The sequence below is a fragment of the Streptomyces sp. NPDC046308 genome (genome assembly GCF_055588065.1).
Genome location: NZ_JBVJFB010000011.1, coordinates 188,219 through 206,755 on the forward strand (window position 1 = coordinate 188,219; position 18,537 = coordinate 206,755).

Annotated in this window: 16 protein-coding genes and 1 tRNA gene; 9 read left to right on the plus strand and 8 right to left on the minus strand. The window is 70.5% G+C overall.

Annotated elements, in window-relative coordinates; genetic code table 11:
- The first annotated feature begins 101 nt into the window (after window positions 1-101).
- From ACZ6JT_RS33790 to ACZ6JT_RS33805, 4 genes are read left to right on the plus strand one after another with little or no spacing between them, the layout of a single operon-like run.
- Entirely contained in the window at window positions 102-1,034 is a 933-nt protein-coding gene (locus ACZ6JT_RS33790) for a branched-chain amino acid ABC transporter permease (RefSeq protein ID WP_030707127.1), read from the plus strand.
- Between the two features lie 5 nt (window positions 1,035-1,039).
- Complete coding sequence (locus ACZ6JT_RS33795) at window positions 1,040-2,761, plus strand: branched-chain amino acid ABC transporter permease (protein WP_469215828.1); 1,722 nt, start codon at window positions 1,040-1,042, stop codon at window positions 2,759-2,761.
- A gap of 5 nt (window positions 2,762-2,766) precedes the next feature.
- Window positions 2,767-3,813, plus strand: a complete 1,047-nt coding sequence (locus tag ACZ6JT_RS33800) for an ABC transporter ATP-binding protein (RefSeq protein WP_469215830.1) — start codon at window positions 2,767-2,769, stop codon at window positions 3,811-3,813.
- A complete protein-coding gene (locus ACZ6JT_RS33805) occupies window positions 3,810-4,526 on the plus strand; it encodes an ABC transporter ATP-binding protein (RefSeq protein ID WP_469215784.1) in 717 nt (238 codons plus the stop codon). Before ACZ6JT_RS33800 ends, ACZ6JT_RS33805 begins: the two co-directional genes overlap by 4 nt.
- A 69-nt stretch (window positions 4,527-4,595) precedes the next feature.
- Here ACZ6JT_RS33805 and ACZ6JT_RS33810 read toward each other — a convergent pair whose 3' ends face one another.
- A complete protein-coding gene (locus tag ACZ6JT_RS33810) occupies window positions 4,596-5,249 on the minus strand; it encodes an ANTAR domain-containing response regulator (protein WP_361762525.1) in 654 nt (217 codons plus the stop codon).
- A gap of 97 nt (window positions 5,250-5,346) precedes the next feature.
- On the opposite strand from ACZ6JT_RS33810, the gene ACZ6JT_RS33815 reads away from it, so the two are divergent.
- The 4 genes from ACZ6JT_RS33815 (at window position 5,347) to ACZ6JT_RS33830 (ending at window position 7,198) form a co-directional block, all read left to right on the plus strand.
- Window positions 5,347-5,420 (plus strand) — tRNA-Leu (locus tag ACZ6JT_RS33815).
- A gap of 108 nt (window positions 5,421-5,528) precedes the next feature.
- Complete coding sequence (locus tag ACZ6JT_RS33820; protein ID WP_469215785.1) at window positions 5,529-6,272, plus strand: transcriptional regulator; 744 nt, start codon at window positions 5,529-5,531, stop codon at window positions 6,270-6,272.
- A 24-nt stretch (window positions 6,273-6,296) separates the two neighbouring features.
- Window positions 6,297-6,827, plus strand: coding sequence for a GNAT family N-acetyltransferase (locus ACZ6JT_RS33825; protein WP_469215786.1), 531 nt, complete (start codon window positions 6,297-6,299; stop codon window positions 6,825-6,827).
- Window positions 6,828-6,946: 119 nt separating this feature from the next.
- A complete protein-coding gene (locus ACZ6JT_RS33830; protein ID WP_365474098.1) occupies window positions 6,947-7,198 on the plus strand; it encodes an EF-hand domain-containing protein in 252 nt (83 codons plus the stop codon).
- Window positions 7,199-7,296: 98 nt separating this feature from the next.
- Here ACZ6JT_RS33830 and pyk read toward each other — a convergent pair whose 3' ends face one another.
- Window positions 7,297-8,724 (minus strand): pyruvate kinase, encoded by a 1,428-nt coding sequence (gene pyk / locus ACZ6JT_RS33835; RefSeq protein ID WP_469215788.1) that lies wholly within the window; start codon window positions 8,722-8,724, stop codon window positions 7,297-7,299.
- Window positions 8,725-8,871: 147 nt separating this feature from the next.
- Window positions 8,872-9,573, minus strand: coding sequence for an SIMPL domain-containing protein (locus ACZ6JT_RS33840; protein ID WP_469215790.1), 702 nt, complete (start codon window positions 9,571-9,573; stop codon window positions 8,872-8,874).
- Window positions 9,574-9,699: 126 nt separating this feature from the next.
- On the opposite strand from ACZ6JT_RS33840, the gene ACZ6JT_RS33845 reads away from it, so the two are divergent.
- On the plus strand, window positions 9,700-11,502 hold the full coding sequence (locus ACZ6JT_RS33845; protein WP_469215792.1) for a bifunctional metallophosphatase/5'-nucleotidase: 1,803 nt from the start codon (window positions 9,700-9,702) through the stop codon (window positions 11,500-11,502).
- Here ACZ6JT_RS33845 and ACZ6JT_RS33850 read toward each other — a convergent pair.
- The 5 genes from ACZ6JT_RS33850 to ACZ6JT_RS33870 all read right to left on the minus strand — a co-directional run bounded on the left by ACZ6JT_RS33850 (window position 11,408) and on the right by ACZ6JT_RS33870 (window position 18,111).
- Window positions 11,408-11,866, minus strand: a complete 459-nt coding sequence (locus ACZ6JT_RS33850) for a DUF1963 domain-containing protein (protein ID WP_469215794.1) — start codon at window positions 11,864-11,866, stop codon at window positions 11,408-11,410. The genes ACZ6JT_RS33845 and ACZ6JT_RS33850 overlap by 95 nt on opposite strands.
- An 87-nt stretch (window positions 11,867-11,953) precedes the next feature.
- The gene (locus tag ACZ6JT_RS33855) at window positions 11,954-13,363 is read right to left on the minus strand and encodes a lysine N(6)-hydroxylase/L-ornithine N(5)-oxygenase family protein (RefSeq protein ID WP_469215796.1); all 1,410 of its coding nucleotides are present in this window, start codon (window positions 13,361-13,363) and stop codon (window positions 11,954-11,956) included.
- Window positions 13,360-14,772: a pyridoxal phosphate-dependent decarboxylase family protein gene (locus ACZ6JT_RS33860; RefSeq protein ID WP_469215798.1), complete on the minus strand. Its 1,413-nt coding sequence runs from the start codon at window positions 14,770-14,772 to the stop codon at window positions 13,360-13,362. Before ACZ6JT_RS33860 ends, ACZ6JT_RS33855 begins: the two co-directional genes overlap by 4 nt.
- A 270-nt stretch (window positions 14,773-15,042) precedes the next feature.
- A complete protein-coding gene (gene pepN, locus ACZ6JT_RS33865) occupies window positions 15,043-17,664 on the minus strand; it encodes an aminopeptidase N (protein WP_469215800.1) in 2,622 nt (873 codons plus the stop codon).
- An 81-nt stretch (window positions 17,665-17,745) separates the two neighbouring features.
- Entirely contained in the window at window positions 17,746-18,111 is a 366-nt protein-coding gene (locus ACZ6JT_RS33870; RefSeq protein ID WP_469215802.1) for a chorismate mutase, read from the minus strand.
- Between the last annotated feature and the right edge of the window lie 426 nt (window positions 18,112-18,537).

The window sequence follows — 18,537 nt, forward strand, 5'->3', positions numbered from 1 at the left end:
TCCCCAGCACCACCCGCACCACCTGAACCAATCGCCGCGCGAGGGCGCAAACAGCGCCCTCGCGCGGAGTCTTATCCGACACGCTCATCGGAGGCCCTGCGGTGCACGAACTGCCGCAACAGCTGGCCAACGGCCTGGCCCTCGGTGCTCTCTATGGCCTCATCGCCATCGGGTACACCATGGTCTACGGCATCGTCCAGCTCATCAACTTCGCCCACGGCGAGATCTTCATGATCGGCGGCTTCGGCGCACTCAGCGCCTACGCCATCCTCCCGACCGGCACCTCCCTGCTGATCGCGATACCCGTCATGATCGTCGGAGGTGCCGCCACCTCCGTCGCCGTGGCCTGCGCAGCCGAACGCTTCGCCTACCGCCCCCTGCGCAGCGCCCCCCGGCTCGCACCCCTCATCACCGCAATCGGCCTCTCGATCGCGCTCCAGCAGCTCGTCTGGCAGTTCTACCCGGACGCCAAGAAGGCAGTCAGCTTCCCCGAGTTCAAGGGCGCGGCCTTCAAGATCACCGACAGCCTGGCGATCCAGCGCGCGGACCTCTTCGTCCTCATCCTCGCCCCGCTCTGCATGCTCGCCCTCGGCATCTTCGTCCAGAAGAGCCGCAGCGGCCGCGCCATGCAGGCCACCGCGCAGGACCCGGACACCGCCAAGCTGATGGGCATCAACACCGACCGCATCATCGTCATGGCCTTCGCCATCGGTGCCGCGTTCGCAGCCGTCGCCGCCGTCGCCTACGGCCTCGACAAGGGCCAGATCAACTTCGAGATGGGCTTCATCCTCGGCCTCAAGGCCTTCACCGCGGCCGTCCTCGGCGGCATCGGCAACATCTACGGAGCCATGGTCGGCGGCGTCGTCCTCGGACTCGCCGAAGCCCTCTCGATCGCCTACATCGAAGAGATCCCCGGCATGCAGCAGCTCGGCGGTGGAGCCTGGTCCAACGTCTGGGCGTTCGTACTCCTCATCGTCGTCCTCCTCGTGCGGCCACAAGGCCTGCTCGGTGAGCGCGTCGCGGATCGGGCGTGAGAACCATGACCACCAACACCACCCCGCAGACCGACACGGTCAAGCAGGGCCCCGCCCCCACCGCACTCCTCTACGCGGTCATCGGCGGCAGCCTCCTCACCATCGTCAGCGCCTTCCTCGCGTGGACCTGGACCTCCGAATTCCCCGGCGACCTGACCTACTACGGCAGCCCCGCCGACATCCAGTACGTCACCCTCGCCGGAGCCGCCCTCACCCTCGCCTACGCGCTCTCCGCGCTCGGCATCAAGGGCCTCGGCTGGCTCACCCCCGCCGGCTCCCGCAAGGCCGTCTGGTTCCTGGCCCTCGGCAGCCTCGCCGCCACCTGGTTCACGGTCATCTCCATCACCGTCGTCCTCGGCGGAGTGATCAACCTCGAACCCGGCGCGTACATCGCCCTCGTCGGCTCCGCCATCCCGGCCCTCGCCGCGTACAAACTCCCGGACGACACCCGCAAGGCGGCCCCCGCCAAGCAGCTGCCCTCCTGGGCCGAAATCCTCGTCATCACCGGCGTCTTCGCCATCGGCCTCTTCGTCATCACCTTCGGCATCGACACCGATGACAAGGAACCGCAGCTCTTCGTCGCCTACCTGATCACCGTCGGCTTCGTGGCCCTCGCGCTGAACAAGGCAGGCCTCTTCGCCCGCCTCGGCGGCATCACCGCCAAGCACCGCCAGGTCACCCTCATCGGAACCGCGGCCGCGGCGATCGCCTTCCCGTTCATCCAGCAGAGCGGCGACACCTACACGCTCATCGCGGTCAACATCCTGATCTTCGCGACCGTCGCCCTCGGCCTCAACGTCGTCGTCGGCCTCGCCGGCCTCCTCGACCTCGGCTACGTCGCCTTCCTCGGCGTCGGCGCCTACGCCGCGGCCCTGGTCTCCGGAAGCACCGCCTCCGCCTTCGGCATCCACCTGCCCTTCTGGGCAGCGGTCATCGTCGGCGCCCTCGCCTCGCTCATCTTCGGCGTGGTCATCGGCGCACCGACCCTCCGCCTGCGCGGCGACTACCTCGCCATCGTCACCCTCGGCTTCGGAGAAATCTTCCGCATCGCCATGGGCAACCTCGACGGCACCTCCGGCCCCGACATCACCAACGGCCCCAACGGCATCCCCAACATCCCCCACCTCGAAATCCTCGGGTGGAACTTCGGGGAATCCCACGTGGTCGGCGGCATCACCCTCGGCGCCTACGCCAACTACTACTTCCTGATGCTGCTCGTCATGGCCCTCGTCGTCGTGGTCTTCGCCCGCGCCGGCAGCAGCCGCATCGGCCGCGCCTGGGTCGCCATCCGCGAGGACGAGACCGCCGCCGAAGCCATGGGCATCAACGGCTTCAAGGTCAAGCTCATCGCCTTCGCCCTCGGCGCCACCCTCGCCGGCCTCGCCGGCACCGTCCAGGCACACGTCAACAGCACGGTCGTCCCCGAGAACTACGTCTTCGCCGGGCCCGTCCCGCCGAACTCCGCGTTCCTCCTCGCCGCCGTCATCCTCGGCGGCATGGGCACCATCCGCGGCCCCATCCTCGGCGCCGCACTCCTCTTCCTGATCCCGGCGAAGCTGGCCTTCCTCCAGGACTACCAGCTCCTCGCCTTCGGCATCGCCCTCATCCTGCTCATGCGCTTCCGCCCCGAAGGCCTCATCGCCAACAAGCGCGCGCAGCTCGAGTTCCACGACGACACCGCTGACCAGGCCCCCACGGACCTGGCCACCGCCAAGGCGGGGGCGTGAACATCATGACGACCACCACGGAAACCACCACCAAGACCACGGTTCTCGAAGCCAAGGGCGTCACCATGCGCTTCGGCGGCCTCACCGCCGTCAAGGGCGTCGACCTCCAGGTCAACGCCGGCGAGATCGTCGGACTCATCGGCCCCAACGGCGCCGGCAAGACCACCTTCTTCAACTGCCTCACCGGGCTGTACGTCCCCACCGAGGGCTCCGTCAGCTACAAGGGCACGGTCCTGCCCCCCAAGCCCCACAAGGTCACCGAAGCCGGCATCGCCCGCACCTTCCAGAACATCCGGCTCTTCCACAACATGACCGTGCTGGAGAACGTCCTCGTCGGACGCCACACCCGCACGAAGGAAGGCCTCTGGTCCGCCCTCCTGCGCGGCCCCGGCTTCAAGAAGGCCGAAGCCGCCAGCGAGGCACGCGCCATGGAACTCCTGGAGTTCATCGGCCTGGAGAACAAGGCCCAGCACCTGGCCAAGAACCTCCCCTACGGCGAACAGCGCAAGCTGGAGATCGCCCGCGCCCTCGCCAGCGACCCCGGCCTCATCCTCCTGGACGAGCCCACCGCCGGCATGAACCCCCAGGAAACCCGCGCTGCCGAAGAACTCATCTTCGCCATCCGCGACATGGGCATCGCCGTCCTCGTCATCGAGCACGACATGCGCTTCATCTTCAACCTCTGCGACCGCGTCGCCTGCCTCGTCCAGGGCGAAAAGCTCATCGAAGGCACCGCGTCCGAGGTCCAGGGCGACGAGCGCGTCATCGCCGCCTACCTGGGCGAGCCCTTCGAAGGCGACCCGGGCGCCGCCGAGGACGCCGAGGTCGTCGCGGCGGAAGCCGCGGCGGCCGCCCCGACCGCCGACGCGGACGAGGACGCCAACGCGGAAGCCGAGACGGAAGCCGAGGCCACTGCCGACGCCGACGCCGAGTCCGACACGGCCACCGAGCCCGAAGCGGAGGCCGACGCCGACGGCGACACCGACGCCCCGGCCGACGCCGACCCGGACAGCACCACCCGCACCACCAGCACGGAAGGAGAGGCCAAGTGACCGCACTGCTCAAGGTCGAGGACCTCAAGGTCGCCTACGGCAAGATCGAAGCCGTCAAGGGAATCTCCTTCGAGGTCAACGAAGGCGAGATCGTCTGCCTCGTCGGCACCAACGGCGCCGGCAAGACGACCACCCTGCGCACCCTCTCCGGGCTCATCAAGCCCAAGAGCGGCAACATCACCTTCGACGGCAAGCCCCTCGCCAGCGTCCCCGCCCACAAGATCGTCTCCCTGGGCCTCGCCCACTCCCCCGAGGGACGCCACATCTTCCCCCGGCTGACGATCGCCGAAAACCTCCAGCTCGGCGCCTTCCTGCGCACCGACAAGGACGGCATCGAAAAGGACGTCCAGCGCGCCTACGAGATGTTCCCCATCCTGGGCGAACGCCGCAAGCAGGCCGCCGGCACCCTCTCGGGCGGTGAGCAGCAGATGCTCGCCATGGGCCGCGCGCTCATGTCCCAGCCCAAGCTGCTCATGCTGGACGAGCCCTCCATGGGTCTCTCGCCGCTGATGATGCAGAAGATCATGGCGACCATCAAGGACCTGAAGGCCGCCGGCATGACGATCCTGCTCGTCGAGCAGAACGCCCAGGCGGCGCTCTCGCTCGCCGACCACGCGCACGTCATGGAGATCGGCAAGGTCGTTCTCTCCGGCACCGGCCGGGACCTCCTCCACAACGAGGACGTCCGCAAGGCCTACCTCGGCGAGGACTGAGCCCTCCCGCACACGTGAGGCCCGCCTCCCCTCGGGGGGAGGCGGGCCTCACTCATGCGCGGGGCGGACCTACTTGCCGCTCTCCTTCTTCTTCGCCTCGGCGTCCTCGATGACCACCTCGGCCACCTGCTGCATGGACATCCGACGGTCCATGGAGGACTTCTGGATCCAGCGGAACGCGGCCGGCTCCGTGAGCCCGTACTGCGTCTGCAGGATGCTCTTCGCCCGGTCCACCAGCTTGCGGGTCTCCAGCCGCTGGGAGAGGTCCGCGACCTCCTTCTCCAGCGCCCGCAGCTCCGCGAAGCGGGAGACGGCCATCTCGATGGCCGGCACCACGTCGCTCTTGCTGAACGGCTTCACGAGGTACGCCATGGCCCCGGCGTCCCGGGCCCGCTCGACGAGGTCGCGCTGCGAGAACGCGGTGAGCATGAGCACGGGGGCGATGGACTCCTCCGCGATCTTCTCGGCGGCGGAGATCCCGTCCAGGACGGGCATCTTCACGTCGAGGATGACGAGGTCCGGCCGGTGCTCGCGCGCGAGCTCGACGGCCGTCTGCCCGTCCCCGGCCTCGCCGACGACGGAGTACCCCTCCTCCTCCAGCATCTCTTTCAGGTCCAGGCGGATGAGCGCCTCGTCCTCGGCGATGACGACGCGGGTCGTCAGCGGCGGAACGTGCGACTGGTCGGCGTCGGGCGTGGGCGTCGACTCGTGCTCGGCGGTCACGGGGGCTCCTCTTTGCGGGGCATAACTGCTCACCCGAGCCTACCGAGCTCCTGTAAGGTGGTGGCACGCAGGGTTCCTGCGAACCTTCGTTTCTTAGGCCCCAGTACTCCAACGGTTAGAGAGGCCGCTCTCAAACAGCGGACAGTGTGGGTTCGAATCCCACCTGGGGCACCTTTCCTTGAATTCCAAGGTCACGCCGGTTGAACGAGCCTCCCCCTTTCGGGGGAATGTGCCGCAATCCGCACGCACCGCCAGCGGATCTTCCCCACTGTCGGCCATATGTACGATCTGGCGACTCGACGGCATGCACTGAACCTTCTCGGTGACGGCCGCAGCATGAACTCTGTCAGTAAGGAAACGGGGATATCCCGGTCTGCCATCCGCGCATGGAAGGTGCGCATCGAACCGCTCCCTCGCGTGGAACAGACACCGTGCTCGGGGCCGGACGACGCGGCAGCGTACGCCTACCTTCTCGGCCTCTACCTCGGTGACGGCTGCATCAGTCGTCACCCGAAGGGCGGACATTACCTACGCATCGCCTGCGCAGACGCATGGCCCGGCCTCATCGAGCAGTGTCGGGCCGCGATCCGGACGGTGCGCCCATCCGCCAAGGTGTACGTGTTGCAGCGCCAAGGTTGTGTCAACGTCACCAGCTACGGGCGGCACTGGACGTGCCTGTTCCCGCAGCACGGGCCGGGCAGGAAGCACGAGCGGCGCATCGTCCTCGAAGGGTGGCAGCAGGAGGTCGTCGACGCCTACCCGTGGGAGTTCCTGCGGGGGCTGATCCACTCCGACGGGTGCCGCATCACCAACTGGACCGTCCGCAACGGCAAGCGGTACGAGTACCCGCGGTACTTCTTCACCAACAAGTCGGACGACATCCGCACGCTGTGCACGGACACGCTCACCAAGGTCGGGGTCGAGTGGACGGTCCTCGCGCGCGGAGGCAACCCGCTGAACGTGTCCATCGCCCGACGGGAGTCCGTTGCGCTGATGGACGCGCACATCGGGCCCAAGCACTGAAGCCACCCGGCCTAAGCTGCCTCCGTGAACGACACGACTGATGGCATACGGATCAGGCCGGGCGGACCGGACGACGCGACGGGCATTCTCCGGATGCTCGACTCCGCCGTGGCCTGGATGAACGCGCGGGGCAATACCGAGCAGTGGGGCACGATCCCGTACTCGCAGCGGCCCGGCGGGGTGGAGCGGGTCGAGCGGTACATGACCGAGAACGTGCCGTACGTCGCGGAGTTGGGCGGGGTGGCGGTCGGGGCGCTGGTGCTGGACTGCGGGCCGAGTCCGCAGATGCCGATCGCGCCGGCCGGCGAGCCGGAGCGGTACGTGCGGCTGCTGGTCTCGGACCGGCGGTACGCGGGGTTGGGGGTCGGGGCCGCGCTGCTGGCCCACGCCGTCGAGGAGACGCGGCGTGCGGGTGTGGAGCTGTTGCGGGTGGACTGCTGGGCGGGTGGTGGGGGCGAGCTGGTCGCGTTCTACGAGCGCAACGGCTTCGTGCCCACCGAGAGCTTCCTGTCCGGGGACTGGCCGGGGCAGGTCCTGGCCCGGCGGGTCGGCTGACGTCCCGGTCCGGCGCGGGGTGCTCCGGGGGCTGCGGAGTGGGGCCGGCGGTGCGGCTGTGCCGGGGTGGCCTCGGGTTAGGTTGAGGGTCGAGGTCGATGACGATGAGGGGAACCGTGATGAGTGAGAAGGCCCGCAGGCTGTTCGACGCGCTCGATTTGAACGAGGACGGTCGGCTGACCCGGGTGGAGGTGATTTCGGCTCTGCGGTCGAAGGGGCCGACGCTGGCCGCGCGGGGGGATCTGCCGTTCTGGGGCGTGGGGGACGCGGACGCCTCGTCGGCGCTGTTCGATGCGGCCGACGCGAACGGGGACGCGGTGTTGACGTTCGAGGAGTTCGCGGCGGTGGTCGACCGGCGCTTCGGCTGGTAGTGCCGGGGTGGGTGACCGCGTCGGGCGGGTGGGTGCTGCCCGACGCGGTGCGTCTCGTACGTGAGGTGCCGGAGCCGCGGCTGCCGCGGCGGGCGGGTTCAGCGGACCGGGTCGCCGATGTGGTGGATGCGGACGAGGTTGGTGGATCCGCTGACGCCGGGGGGTGAGCCGGCGGTGATGACGACGGTGTCGCCGGGGACGCAGCGGCCGATGCGCAGGAGCTCTTCCTCGACTTGGGCCACCATGGCGTCGGTGGAGTCGACGTGGGGGCCGAGGAAGGTTTCGACGCCCCAGGTGAGGTTGAGCTGGGAGCGGGTGGCCTGGTCGGGGGTGAAGGCCAGGAGCGGGATGGGTGAGCGGTAGCGGGAGAGCCGGCGGACGGTGTCTCCGCTCTGGGTGAAGGCGACGAGGAACTTGGCGTCGAGGAAGTCGCCCATTTCGGCGGCGGCGCGGGCGACGGCTCCGCCTTGGGTGCGGGGCTTGTTGCGGTCGGTCAGGGGCGGCAGGCCTTTGGCGAGGATGTCCTCCTCGGCGGCTTCGACGATGCGGGACATGGTGCGTACGGTTTCGACGGGGTGTTTGCCGACGCTGGTTTCGCCGGACAGCATGACGGCGTCGGTGCCGTCGATGACGGCGTTGGCGACGTCGGAGGCTTCGGCGCGGGTGGGCCGGGAGTTGTCGATCATCGAGTCGAGCATCTGGGTGGCGACGATGACGGGTTTGGCGTTGCGTTTGGCGAGCTTGATGGCGCGCTTCTGGACGATGGGGACTTGTTCCAGGGGCATTTCGACGCCGAGGTCGCCGCGGGCGACCATGATGCCGTCGAAGGCGGCGACGATGTCGTCGATGTTCTCGACGGCCTGGGGTTTTTCGATTTTGGCGATGACGGGGAGGCGGCGGTCTTCTTCGTCCATGACGCGGTGGACGTCTTCGATGTCGCGGCCGCTGCGTACGAAGGAGAGGGCGATGATGTCGGCGCCGGTGCGCAGGGCCCAGCGGAGGTCTTCGATGTCCTTCTCGGAGAGGGCGGGGACGGAGACGGCGACGCCGGGGAGGTTGAGGCCTTTGTGGTCGGAGACCATGCCGCCTTCGATGACGCGGGTGTGGACGCGGGGTCCGTCGACTTGGGTGACTTCGAGGGTGACGCGGCCGTCGTCGACGAGGATGCGTTCGCCTGTGGTGACGTCGGTGGCGAGTCCCTTGTAGGTGGTGCCGCAGGTGTGGCGGTCGCCTTCGTGGTCTTCGACGGTGATGGTGAACTCGTCGCCGCGTTCAAGGAGTACGGGTCCTTCGTGGAAGCGGCCGAGGCGGATCTTCGGGCCTTGAAGGTCGGCGAGGATGCCGACGCTGCGGCCGGTCTCGTCGGAGGCCTTGCGTACGCGTTGGTAGCGCTCCTCGTGTTCGGCGTAGGTGCCGTGGCTGAGGTTGAGGCGGGCGATGTCCATTCCGGCTTCGACCAGGGCTTTGATCTGGTCGTATGAGTCGGTGGCGGGGCCCAGGGTACATACGATTTTCGCTCGGCGCATGAGGCGAGCGTATTCCCCTACCAGAGAGTAGGTAATCGCTTCCTGGTGTCCACTCAACAACCTTTGAGCAAAAGGTTGTTGACAACTGTTGAATGTGCATGGGGGTGCTCTGATGAGCACCCCCGGGGTGCCGATTTCGCGGGTCGGTCAGAGCCGCGGAGGGGTCATGGTGAAGCGGGCGTTCACCTGGGCGTGGACGGTTTGGCGTTGTGGTTCGAGGTCGAGCGGCGGGGGTCCGGCGTCCTCGGCGGTGCTGAAGGCCATGGTGCGCATTCCGGCGCCGGCCGGGACGGGGAAGGGGCCCGCGTCTTCGGCTCCGAGGTCCGCGAGCTCGACGAGGGCGGCGAGTTGGGCGCCAAGCGCCTCGGCGTATTCGCGGGCGCGCTGGACGGCTTCGAGTACGGCCTGGCGGCGGGCCTGGCCGTGGGCGGGTGAGGTGGGCCGCAGGGCCCACCAGGGGCCGTCGACCTGGGTGAGTTCGAGGTCGGCGAGGCGGGTGGTGAGTTCGCCGAGGGCGGTGAAGTCGCTTACCTCGGCGGTGATGTGCACGCGGCCGTGGTAGGCGCGGACGCGTTCGGCGCGGCCGTGGCGGGTGAGTTCGGGGGTGATGGAGAAGGAGCCGGTTTCGAGTTTTTCGACGGGGTCGCCGTAGCTCTTGATGAGGTCGAGGACGGTGTTGTTGCGGCGGGTGAGGTCTTCGAGGGCGGAGCGGCGGTCGGCGCCGCGGGCGCTGACGGTGACGCCGATCCGGGCGATCTCGGGGTCGACTTCGATGCGGGCTTCGCCGCGGACTGCGACGCGGGGTACTTCGGGGGTGCCGTAGGGCTGGTGCGATGCGTCCTGGGTCATGGATTCACTCTCGCACTGTCGCCCGTACGGGTGTGGTCATCGGATCGAAACCTGACGGGGGTGTTGCTGGTTGTTACCGGTGGGTCAGAATCTACGCGCGTTGTTCACGGCTCAAAGGGAGATGGCATGGCGTTCGACCGCAGGACTTTTCTGGGGACCACGGCCGCGACAGGTGCGGCGGTGGCGCTGGCGGGGGCTACGAGCACCCCGGCCGCCGCGCAGCAGCAGGAGGTGGGGGGCCCGGCGCCGCGGACGTACTCGTTCACGGTGATGGGCACGACCGACCTGCACGGGAACGTCTTCAACTGGGACTACTTCACGGACAAGGAGTTCGACGACAAGGCGCACAACGACGTCGGCCTGGCGAAGATCTCCACCCTGGTGAACCAGGTGCGGGCGGAGAAGGGGCGGCGCAACACGCTGCTGATCGATGCCGGTGACACGATCCAGGGCACGCAGCTGTCCTACTACTACGCGAAGGTGGATCCGATCACCGCGCGGCGGGGCCCGGTGCACCCGATGGCGCAGGCGATGAACGCGATCGGCTACGACGCGGCGGCGCTGGGGAACCACGAGTTCAACTACGGGATACCGGTGCTGCGGAAGTTCGAGGAGCAGTGCGACTTCCCGTTGCTGGGGGCGAACGCCCTGGATGCGAAGACGCTGCGGCCGGCGTTCGCGCCGTACAGCATGCACAGGCTGCGGACGCCTTGCGGGCGGGACGTGAAGGTGGCGGTGCTGGGGCTGACGAACCCGGGGATCGCGATCTGGGACAAGGCCAATGTGCAGGGCAGGATGACGTTCCCGGGGTTGGAGGAGCAGGCGGCGAAGTACGTGCCGAAGCTGCGTTCCATGGGGGCCGACGTGGTGATCGTGTCGGCGCACTCGGGGTCGAGCGGTACGTCCTCGTACGGGGACCAGCTGCCCCACATCGAGAACGCGGCGGGGCTGGTGGCGGAGCAGGTGCCGGGGATCGACGCGATCCTGGTGGGGCACGCGCACACGGAGATCCCGGAGTACCGGGTGAAGAACAAGGCGACCGGCAAGGACGTGGTGCTGTCGGAGCCGTTGAAGTGGGGGCAGCGGCTGACGCTGTTCGACTTCGAGCTGACGTGGGTGAAGGGCCGCTGGTCGGTGGCGAAGGTCGCGGCGAAGGTGCTGAACTCCAACACGGTGGCGGAGGACCCGAAGATCACGGGGTTGCTGTCGGACGAGCACCGCAAGGTCGTGGCGTACGTGAACCAGGTGATCGGTACGTCCACGCAGGCGATGTCCTCGGCGGAGGGCCCGGTGAAGGACGTGGCGATCATCGATCTGATCAATCACGTGCAGGCGGAGACGGTGCGGGCGGCGCTGGCGGGTACGGAGTGGGCGGCGCTTCCGGTGCTGTCGCAGGCCTCGTGCTTCTCGCGGACGGCGGCGATTCCGGCCGGTCAGGTGACGATCAGGGATGCGGCGGGGCTGTATCCGTTCGAGAACACGATGGAGGCGCGGCTGCTGACGGGTGCGCAGCTGAAGGACTACCTGGAGTTCTCGGCGCGGTACTTCGTGCGGACGGCGCCGGGTGACGCGGTGGATCCGGCGAAGCTGACGAACGCCGACGCGATTCCGGACTACAACTACGACGCGGTGTACGGGCTGGCGTACGACATCGACATCGCGCAGCCGGCGGGTTCGCGGATCACGGGGCTGACCTTCCAGGGGAAGGCGGTGGATCCGGCGGCGCGGTTCGTGTTGGCGGTGAACAACTACCGGGCTTCGGGTGGGGGGAACTTCCCGCACGTGCCGCAGGCCAAGCAGCTGTGGTCGAACTCGGACGAGATCCGGAACACGATCATCCAGTGGGTGAAGGCGAAGGGGACGATCGATCCGGCGCAGTTCGCGTCGGTGGACTGGCGGCTGACGCGGGCCGGGGTGCCGGTGTTCTAGTCCGTTCGGGGCGGTGCGGCCGGGACCTGCTGTGGCGGGGTCCCGGCCGCTGTGCGTGGGGGCGGGCCGTGGCCGTCGGCGGGGGGGTCAGCACTGCCGGAGGAACGCGGCGCGGCCCGCAGGGGGTGCAGGTGTGGGCGTGGGCGCGGCCGGAGCCGAAGTTCATGGCGGTGACCGGGTCGGGGCCCTCGGTCGGCTCGGCGGTGACCTCCGTGGGCCGTGCGACGCCCGGGGTGGGGGCGGTGGGGGCGCGGAGGTCGCCGAGGTGGATCTGGGCGAGGAACTGCAGGGGCGCCGCGCAGGAGGCGCAGGTGGGCCATGCGGTGCCGGCGGGGGCCAGGGGTGTGCCGCCGGTACGGGTCACCGGGGCGTCCGGGGCGTCCGGCCCGCCGTCGAGGAGGAGCGTCGTCGTGCCGGGAACGTACGGGGTGCGGAGGGCTGGGTGGCGGGGTCAGGGGTGGTCGACCAGGGGGAGCAGTTCGCCCGCGGGCCGGGGGCGGGTGTGCTCGCGCTGTTCGAGGCCGAAGGTGGTGAAGGCCGTGCGTGCGGGCTGGGGGTAGGGGTCCTTGCCGGTGAGGGTGTTCAGGATGGCGGCGCTGCGCCAGGCGGCGAGGCCGAGGTCGGGGGCTCCGACGCCGTGGGTGTGGCGTTCGCCGTTCTGGACGAAGATGCTGCCGGTCACGGTGGGGTCGAGGATCATCCGGTAGCGCTCGTCGATGCGCGGCCGGCCGGCCGAGTCCTTGCGCAGGTAGGGGTCGAGGCCTGCGAGGAGGCCGCTGAGGGGGCGTTCCCGGTAGCCGGTGGCGAGGACGACGGCGTCGGTGGTGAGGCGGGAGCGGGTGCCCTGCTCGACGTGTTCGAGGTGGAGTTCGACTTTGGTGGTGGCGACGCGGCCGGCGGTGCGGACGCTGACGCCGGGGGTGAGGACGGCGTCGGGCCAGCCGCCGTCGAGGGTGCGGCGGTAGAGCTCTTCGTGGATGGCGGCGATGGTGCCGGCGTCGATGCCCTTGTGGAGTTGCCACTGGGCGGGGACGAGTTGGTTGCGTACGGGCTCGGGGAGGGCGTGGAAGTAGCGGGTGTAGTCGGGGGTGAAGTGTTCGAGGCCGAGCTTCGAGTACTCCATGGGGGCGAAGGAGGGGGTGCGGGCGAGCCAGGTGAGGCGTTCGCGGCCGGCGGGGCGGGCGCGCAGGAGGTCGAGGAAGACCTCGGCGCCGGACTGGCCCGATCCGATGACGGTGACGTGGTCGGCGCCGAGGATGCGCGGGCGGTTGTCGAGGTAGTCGGCGGAGTGGATGACGGGGACGGTGGGGGCTTCGACGAGGGGGCGCAGGGGTTCGGGGACGTAGGGGGCGGTGCCGATGCCGAGGGCGAGGTGGCGGGTGTGGGTGCGGCCGAGGGCCTCGACCTCGCCGGCGGTGTCGAGCTGGGTGAAGTCGACTTCGAAGAGGTCGCGTTCGGGGTTCCAGCGGACGGCGTCGACCTGGTGGCCGAAGTGGAGGCCGGGGACGCGGCCGGCGACCCAGCGGCAGTAGGCGTCGTATTCGGCGCGGTGGATGTGGAGCTGCTCGGCGAAGTAGAAGGGGAAGAGCCGTTCCTTGTGCCTGAGGTAGCTGAGGAAGCTCCAGGGGCTGGTGGGGTCGGCGAGGGTGACGAGGTCGGCGAGGAAGGGGACTTGGAGGGTAGCGCCTTCGATGAGGAGGCCGGGGTGCCAGCGGAAGTCGCGGCGCTGGTCGTAGAAGGCGGTGGCGAGTTCGCCTGCGCCCTGCCGCGGCAGGCCGTGGGCGAGGGCCGCGAGGGACAGGTTGAAGGGGCCGATGCCGATTCCGACGAGGTCGTGGGGGGCATCGAGCTGGGCGGTCATCGGTGGGTGCTGCCTTCCAGGAGGGCGATGAGGGTGTTCATGTCCCCCGCGGTGGTGTGCGGGTTGAGCAGCGTGGCCTTGAGCCACAGGCGGCCGTCGGCGCGGGTGCGGCCGAGGACGGCGCGGCCTTGGTGCAGGAGGGTGCGGCGCAGGGTGGCGAGCTGGTCGTCGTCGGCGTGGGTGGGCCGGAAGAGGACGGTGGTGAGGGTGGGGGTGGAGTGGAGTTCGAAGCCGGGGTGGGCGTCGAGGAGTCCGGCGAGGTCGTGGGCGAGTTCGCAGGTGCGGTCGATGAGGCGGGCGAGGCCGTCGCGGCCCAGTGAGCGCAGGGTGGTGGCGATCTTGAGGGCGTCGGGGCGTCGGGTGGTGCGCAGGGAACGGCCGAGCAGGTCGGGCAGGCCGGCTTCGGTGTCGTCGGTGGCGTTGAGGTAGTCGGCCTGGTGGGCGAGGGGAATGAGCAGGGCGCGGTCGGGGACGGCGAGGAGTCCTGCGGCGACCGGCTGCCAGCCGAGTTTGTGCAGGTCGACGGTGAGGGAGCGGGCGCGGCCGAGTCCGGCGAGTTTGTCGCGGTGGCGGGGGCTGAGGGCGAGGAGGCCCCCGTAGGCGGCGTCGATGTGGAGGTCGGCGCCGTAGCGGTCGCAGAGGTCGGCAATGCGGTGGAGGGGGTCGATCAGTCCGGCGTCGGTGGTGCCGGCGGTGGCGGTGACGAGGGTGGGGCCGGGGATCGCGGCGAGCTCTTCGGCGAGGCGGGCGGGGTCGAGGACGCCGGCGGGGGTGGGGAGTTCGGTGGCCGGGCGCAGGCCGAGGAGCCAGGCGGCGCGCGGGATCGAGTGGTGGGCGTTGGCTCCGTGGAGGACGGTCAGGGTGGGGCCGTGGCGTTCGCGGGCGAGGAGCAGGGCGAGCTGGTTGGCTTCGGTGCCGCCGGTGGTGACGAGGGCGTCGGCGTGCGGGGTGTCGTAGAACTCGGCGGCGAGGGCCTGGGTGAGGAGGGCTTCGACGGCGGAGGCGGCGGGCGCCTGGTCCCAGGAGTCGAGGGAGGGGTTGAGGGCGCTGGCGGCGAGGTCGGCGGCGGCCGCGACGGCGAGCGGTGGGCAGTGCAGGTGGGCGGCGCAGAGGGGGTCGGCGGGGTCGGCGGCGCCTGCGGCGAGGGTGTGCACGAGGGTGCGGAGCGCTTCGTGGTCGCCGGTTCCGTGTGCGGGCAGTACGTCGCCCAGTGCGGCCCGGACGCGGGCGGTCTGTACCTCGGGACCGCCGGCGGGCAGCGGCCCGCCGCGGTCGCGGGCTCCGGTCTCCAGGGCGTCGAGGACGGTGTCGAGGAGGGGCCGCAGGGCCGCGGGGCCGGTGGCCCCGCCGGCGAGCGGGGGCGGTGTGCCGGTGCCTGTGCCTGTGCCAGTGCCGGGCGGCGCGGTCATCGGGTCCTCCGGTGCTGGGAGGGGTGCGGGGCGGGGCACCCTGCCAGTACAACGATCCGACCCGAATGGGGTAACCGCCGGGGTTTGTCCGGTCTTTCCGGTGGGTGGGGTGTCCCCGGCCCCCGCCTCGGTCGCCGGCGGGGCTCGAAGCCCGGGGGGCCGCCCCTGCCCCCGCCCCTCCGTTGCCGGAGGGGCTGGAAGAGCGGGGGCGGGCCGGGGACCGGGGCGGGCCGGGGACCGGGGCGGGCCGGTCAGGCGGTGGGGCCGGTTTCAGGCGGTGGGCTGGTGCCAGGCGGTGCGGACGCGGAGGGCGCGGGCGAGGTCGTCGAGCTGGTCGACGAGTTTGCGGCGCAGGAGGGGGAGGATGTCCGGGTCGGCGAGGCAGGCGTGCCCGGCCTGGAGGTTGGCCTCGTCGACGGCGTACGCGGGGAAGGCCCAGCGGCCGGCGGCTTCGCCGATGGCGGGGCCGCGGCGGGCGCCGAGGGCGACGGCGTCGGGGTAGAAGCGGGCCACGTATTCCTGTACGAGCTCGGCCTGTTCGGGCTGCCAGAAGCCCTGGGCGGTGGCGCTGAAGAGGTAGTTGGAGAGGCTGTCGTCGTGGAAGAGCCGGTCCCAGGCGGCGGCCTTGGCCTGCGGGGTGGGGAGGGAGGCGCGGCAGCGGGCCGCGCCCTCCTGGCCGGTGGCGCTGGGGTCGGCGGCGAGGGCGGCGTCGATGTCGCCCTCCTCGACGGCGCCGAGGACGGCGAGGCGGCCGAGGATGCGCCAGCGCAGCTCGGGGTCGAGCGCGGGGCCGCCGGGGACGGTGTCGTCGGCGAGCCAGGCGTCGATCGTGTCGGGCCGGGTGGCGCTGTCGATGAGGGTGCGTACGGCGGTGAGGCGCAGGCCGGGCTCCGAGCCGTCCTCGGTGCGGCGGATCAGGTCGCGGGCGATGGTGGTGAGGGTGGTCAGGGCGGCGGTCCGCTCCGCGGGGGCGACGTAGCGCACGGCGACCTGGGTGCGGGCGAAGGAGAGCACGCCCTGGACGATGGCCAGGTCGTGTTCCTGCGGCAGGTGCGCCTCGGCGGTCAGCAGGTAGTCCCACGGGTCGAGTTCGCCGTCGCGGACCATGTCGCGCAGGGCGTTCCAGACGACGGCGCGGGTGAGGGCGTCGGGGATGCCGGACAGGCCGCGCAGGACGGTCTCGAGGGAAGTCTCGTCGAGCCGGACCTTGGCGTAGGTGAAGTCCCCGTCGTTGAGGAGGAGCAGTGCCGGGCGGGCGCCGCTCACCGAGACGACCTCGTCGGAGGGGATGTCGAGCGCGAGGGGCTCGCGGGGGGCGAGGGCGTGGCCGTCGGCGGGGTCGCGGTCGTAGATGCCGACGGTGACGTGGTGCGGGCGGCTGCCCTTGCGGTCGACGGTGAGGGTCCAGCCTGCGGCTCCGCCGGCTCCGCCGGATCCGTCGGCGTCGTGGGCGTCGTGGGCGGCTTCCTCGATGCGCGGGGTGAGGGTGTCGATGCCGGTGGTGCGCAGCCAGACGTCGGCCCAGGCGCGGACGTCGCGTTCGGTGTGGGCGGCAAGGGAGTCGATGAAGTCGGCGAGGGAGGCGTTGGCGAACTTGTGCCGGGCGAAGTGGGTGTTGATGCCGGCGAGGAAGTCCTCCTCGCCGAGCCAGGCGACGAGCTGGCGCAGGGCGGAGGCGCCCTTGGCGTAGGAGATGCCGTCGAAGTTGAGGAGGGCGGAGGCGGTGTCGGGGACGTCTTCGGGGGCGGGGGCGACGGGGTGGGTGGAGGGCCGCTGGTCGGCGTCGTAGCCCCAGGGCTTGCGGGTGACGCCGAAGTCGGTCCAGGTGTCGGTGAAGCGGGTGGCCTCGGTGAGGGTCTGGTAGCCCATGTACTCGGCGAAGGACTCGTTGAGCCAGATGTCGTCGAACCAGGCGAGGGTGACGAGGTCGCCGAACCACATGTGGGCCATCTCGTGGGCGATGACCATGGCCCGCGACTGGCGTTCGGTGTCGGTGACGGCGGAGCGGTAGATGTACTCGTCGCGGAAGGTGACGAGTCCGGGGTTCTCCATGGCTCCGGCGTTGAACTCGGGTACGAAGGCCTGGTCGTAGGAGTCGAAGGGGTACGGTTCGCCGAACTTCTCCTGGTACCGGTCGAAGCAGTCCCTGGTGATGGACAGGATCTCGTCGGCGTCGGCGTCCATGTGGGGTGCGAGGGAGCGGCGGCAGTGGATGCCGAAGGGCAGTCCGGCGTGTCGGGTGGTCACGCTGTGCCAGGGGCCGGCGGCGACGGCTGCGAGGTAGGTGGAGATGACGGGCGTCGGGGCGGAGGTCCAGATGCCGGCGCCGTCCGTGTCGCGGTCGGCGAGGCGGGTGGTGATGCCGTTGGCGAGGACGGTCCAGTGGGCGGGGGCGGTGACGGTGAACTCGAAGACGGCCTTGAGGTCGGGCTGGTCGAAGGCGGGGAAGACGCGCTGCACGTCGTCCATGAACATCTGGCTGTAGACGTACGTCTCCCCGTCCGCGGGGTCGGTGAAGCGGTGCAGGCCCTCGCCGGTGCGGGAGTAGCGCATGCGGGCGTCGAGGTGCAGCTCGTGGGGGCCCTGGGTGAGGCCGGTGAGCGGGAGGCGGTTGTCTTCGAGGGCGGCCGGGTCGAGGGGGCGGCCGTCGAGGGTGACGGAGCGCAGCTCGTGCGGCTTCAGTTCGACGAAGGTGTCACCGGCGGTGCGGGCGGTGAACCGGATGACGGTGGTCGAGCCGAAGGTTTCGGCGTCGTCGCGGTCGCGGTCGCGGTCGCCGCCGGGGTCGCGGTCGCCGTCGCCGTCTGGGGTGAGGTCGAGGGTGACGGCGTAGTGGTGGACGTCGAGGAGCCGGGCTCGGAGCTGCGCTTCGTTGCGCGTCAGTGCGGACATGGGGCCCATGCTGCCCCAGCGGCCGACCGAGCCCTTTGCGCTGCGCGGCTGGTGCTCCGGTCCACGGCTCCCGAGCGGTGGCTACTCCTCGCCCGCGGCGATCGTCTCGTGGTGGCGGATGACCTCGGCGATGATGAAGTTCAGGAGCTTCTCGGCGAAGGCGGGGTCGAGCTTGGCGTTCTCGGCGAGCTGGCGCAGCCGGGCGATCTGGCTGGCCTCGCGGCCCGGGTCGGCGGGCGGCAGCTGGTGCCGGGCCTTGAGGTGGCCGACCTGCTGGGTGCACTTGAAACGTTCGGCGAGCATGTGGACCACGGCCGCGTCGATGTTGTCGATGCTGTCCCGCAGGCGGGCGAGTTCGGCGGTGACGTTCTCGTCGATGCCGCCGGCGGCACCCTTGCCGCTGCCCGGGCCCGGGCCCGCGCCGTTGTCGAGGTCGCTGATGTTCATGGTTCCCGAGAATACGTGGCGCCGGCCGGTGAGTCTCCGGGCAGTCGGCCTGTGAGACGGGGGCGGGGGGTGCGGGTCGGCTGCGCCGCTTGGGCGGGGTCGGGTGGGGGCCGCTAGCACGGGTTGCCTGCGCCGCTCGGGCCGGTTCGGAGGGGGCCGGTTGCACCGGGGCCTAGCCGGCTACGGGGGCCGGTGGGGGCGGAGGCGGGCCGGTCGGCTGCGCCGCTTGGGCCGGTGTGGGGGCCTGTCGCACCGCGGCCGAGCGGGTACGGGGGCCGGTTGCGGGGGTCGGGCTTCGGAGGGGGGCCGGTTGGGGTGGGGGGCGGGCGCGCGCCGGGGCGTCTCCTCGGGCGCCGAACGTGACGAGGGGTCGGACAGCGCGGCGGCAGTGCGTTTGAAGGCCCGTGGGGACCACCCCAAAACACA